The organism is Microbacterium sp. (assembly GCF_036277215.1).
Taxonomy (GTDB): Bacteria; Actinomycetota; Actinomycetes; order Actinomycetales; family Microbacteriaceae; genus Microbacterium.
This window is the reverse complement of sequence record NZ_DASUNI010000052.1, coordinates 1-3440: the sequence shown is the minus strand read 5'-3', so window position 1 is coordinate 3440 and position 3440 is coordinate 1. Positions and strand designations below refer to the sequence as shown.

Genomic DNA, 3440 nt, shown 5'->3' with positions numbered 1-3440 from the left:
TTCTCCACCGGCTACTTCGGCGCACAGCTGGCCGACATCGTCGAAGGCGACACCGCCGTCGTGTTCGGCGCCGGCCCGGTCGGCCTCGCCGCGGCCCGGTCCTGCTGGCTCATGGGAGCAGGTCGCGTGATCGTCGTCGACTACCTGGATTACCGTCTCGAGAGAGCGAAGACCTTCGCCTTCGCCGAGACCGTGAACTTCGGTCAAGTCAACGACATCGTCCGCGACCTCAAGTACATGACAGACGGGCTCGGCGCGGATGTCGTCATCGACGCCGTCGGCGCCGAGGCCGACGGCCACGTGCTCCAGCACGTCACGTCCGCCAAGCTCAAACTTCAGGGCGGCTCCCCCGTTGCGTTGAACTGGGCGATCGACTCGGTCCGAAAGGGCGGGACGGTATCGGTGATGGGCGCATACGGCCCGCTGTTCAGCGCGGTGAAGGTCGGCGACGTTGTGAACAAGGGCCTGACCCTCCGGACGAATCAAGCGCCGGTGAAGCGGCAGTGGCCGCGCTTGTTCGAGCACATCCGCAACGGCTACATCACCCCCAGCGACATGATCACCCACCGAATCCCCCTCGATCACATCGCTGAGGGCTATCACATGTTCTCGTCCAAGCTCGATGACTGCATCAAGACCGTCATCACCCCCGCGTCCTGACGCCAAGGAGGATCACCATGCCCTACACGTCCGCGAAACCTGGCGCCATCCCCGACGCGGAGGCGCTGCGCACCCGCATCCCTGGGTGGGGTGTCGATTCCGACCCGGCCGACCGTCCCGCCTTTCCACGGGAACAGCCCGGACTCCCGACCGGCGCCCACTGGGATCTGCCCGAGCAGCAGCCCGACCCGGGCGGCCGAGAGCGGTCTGTGGAGCACCTCCGGCTCACGCCCGTCTTCGGCACCGCTCAGCCCCTCCGGGGCCTGGCCGGCGTGATCCGCCGGTACGCCTACCAGAGATACAGCGAAGGCCAGACTCCGCACTGGATGCTGCTCATTGCGGGCGATCGGGTGGATGCTGTCACCGCCCACGTGAAATCACTCGCTTCCGCGCGGCCAGATGACCCGATCACCCAGAGCGGTGTCCTTGGCGAACGCCGCCGGCGGCCGGTCGCGTCGCGTCTCGGCCGGGGCCGGATCGACCTCAAGCACGCCTGGCTCGATCCCCTCCTCGTCCTCGGACCCTGGGTGCTCAGCGTCGTGATCGCGACACGCATCGTGCGAAGCGTATTCACCCCCCGCTCGCGCAGGTCCTGACGTCGAAAAGTCCGGGCGACTCAGCCGGCGCGAGTGAGCTGCTGCTCGGACCGCTCACTGCGCCTGCGCGCCCACTGCGCCAGGAAGTAGAGGACGACTCCGACTGCGAGCAGGATCGCCGCGAAGAGCCAGACGATCGGTCGCTGCTGTGTCATCAGCAGGACGCAGGAGGCGATGCCGAGGACCGGCACGAAGGTCCAGACCCGGAAGTGGGAATGCTCCACGCGGTCGCGACGGAGCACCAGGACCGAGACGTTGGCGCTCAGGAACACGAACAGCAGCAGTAGCACCACCGTCTCGGCGAGCGTGGCCAGGTCGCCGACGAGCGTGAGCAGCATCGCGACGAGCGTCGTTGCGAGGATCGCGACCCACGGAGTGCGTCGACCGGGAAGCACTCGGGACAGCGCACCAGGAAGCAACCGCTGCTCGGACATGCCGTAAGCGAGGCGGCTGGCCATGATCATGGTCAACAGCGCTCCATTGGCGACCGCAACGAGAGCGATGAGGCTGAACAGCCACGACGGGACGCCGACGCCGCTGGCGGCGACCACGGCCAGCAGTGGTCCGCTGGAGTCTTCCAGCTCATCGGCGGGGAGGGCGATGGAGCTCGCGATGCCCACGAGGACGTAGACGACGCCGGCCGTGGCCAGAGCGGCGAACAAGGCACGAGGATACATCTTGGAGGGCTCCTTCACCTCCTCGATCACGTTGGCGGAGGTCTCGAAACCGACGAACGAGTAATACGCGATGATCGCACCCGAGAGGACGGCCGTCGCGACGCCGGTGCCTTCGGGTACCTGCGTGACCCGCGAGATGTCGCCACCCCCACCGGCGATCAGGAACGTGACCGCGAATACCACGATCACCAATCCGCTGACCTCGATGGCGGTCATCACGAAGTTCGCCCGCATGGATTCACGGATGCCGCGTGCGTTGAGCGCCGCGACCACGGCGAGGAACGCCATCGCGACCGCCACGGCGGGGAGGTCCACGAACGTGCCGAGGTACTCCCCCGCGAATGCGAGCGACAGTCCGGCGGCACTGGTCACCCCGGCAGCCAGCATGCTGAAGCCGACCAGGAACGACAGGAGGCGGTTCCGGAACGCCCGCTCCGCGAACACCGCCGCTCCACCGGCACGCGGGTACTTGGTCACGAGCTCCGCGTACGACCCGGCCGTCAGCATCGCGAGCAGGAGTGCAACCAGGAGCGGCGCCCACAGCATCCCACCCGACCGACCGGCGAGGACGCCCATCAGGGCGTAGATCCCCGCCCCCAGGACGTCACCGAGAATGAAGGCGAACAGCAGCGGCCCTGTGATGGCTCGCCGCAGCGATGTGGGCGCATCCGTGTCAGTGATCATCGTGCAACCGTAGGCGGCCGGTGGCCGGGAACCGTCGGGTTGACACTGCGGGGCCGGCGTGCAGTTCGGGTCGTTCTGGTGCGGCGATTGCGCGGCCCTCGGCCGAGGTGGCCGAGCGTGCGAGATCCTCGATCCCATTCCGGCTCAGTCCGCGGGCTCACCCATCGCTCCGATGGCGGAAGCAGTCAGCGGCCGGGGTAGTACCAATCCTCGTGAATGAAGGGGCTCTCGGCGACGCGGCGCTCAGAATCGTTCGCGTCGGGTTGGAGGTACTCGATGCGGACCCGGGTTCCTCGTGTCACGAATATTTGGACGATTGAACCGGTCGTGGGGATGGCCACCGGCGCTCCCCCCACGCGGACCGCGTCCAGCAGTTGTGCCTTCAGTCGTGCGATGTCTCGGCCGTGCGGGATCACGAATGTGACGTCGTCAATGACGACCTGCGCGGCTTGACACATGTCGACCTCCGTTCCCCGCGAGGGTCCGAGAACCGTACCGGCGCCGCAGCCGCGAAACCGAGAGGCTTGCCGCCGATCGCAACCAGTGCTAACCCCTGGAAATCGCAGTTCGACACCTCGAGAGAACGAACAAAGGTCCCCTGCGAGGCAGAGGACCTTCGGTCGCGAGTTCAACCGGGTTCGGTCACCCGGCTGGTTGTCGTTGTCAGCGGCGGTCGTTGCGGTCGTCGCGGTCGTAGTGCTCGCGGCTGCCGGACTTGGCCAGGCCACGGCTGATCATGTAGCCGATGGTGAGGAGGGTGGCGAAGAACCACACCTGCTCGGCGCCGAAGCCCTGACCGTCTTCGTTGCTGTCCACGACGGCG

At 67.1% G+C, this 3440-nt stretch carries 4 protein-coding genes; 2 read left to right on the top strand and 2 right to left on the bottom strand.

What is annotated here, in order from left to right:
* Together VFX99_RS02595 and VFX99_RS02590 are read left to right on the top strand one after the other, a co-directional pair.
* A partial coding sequence (locus VFX99_RS02595) for a zinc-binding dehydrogenase (protein WP_329664757.1) occupies positions 1 to 660 on the top strand: 660 nt, incomplete at its 5' end.
* Positions 661 to 677: 17 nt separating this feature from the next.
* Positions 678 to 1256, top strand: coding sequence for a hypothetical protein (locus tag VFX99_RS02590; protein ID WP_329664756.1), 579 nt, complete (start codon positions 678 to 680; stop codon positions 1254 to 1256).
* A 20-nt stretch (positions 1257 to 1276) separates the two neighbouring features.
* Here the strand turns inward: VFX99_RS02590 and VFX99_RS02585 are convergent, their stop codons facing one another.
* Together VFX99_RS02585 and VFX99_RS02580 are read right to left on the bottom strand one after the other, a co-directional pair.
* Entirely contained in the window at positions 1277 to 2617 is a 1341-nt protein-coding gene (locus tag VFX99_RS02585; protein WP_329664755.1) for an APC family permease, read from the bottom strand.
* Positions 2618 to 2802: 185 nt separating this feature from the next.
* Positions 2803 to 3075: a hypothetical protein gene (locus VFX99_RS02580; RefSeq protein ID WP_329664754.1), complete on the bottom strand. Its 273-nt coding sequence runs from the start codon at positions 3073 to 3075 to the stop codon at positions 2803 to 2805.
* Positions 3076 to 3440: the final 365 nt, after the last annotated feature.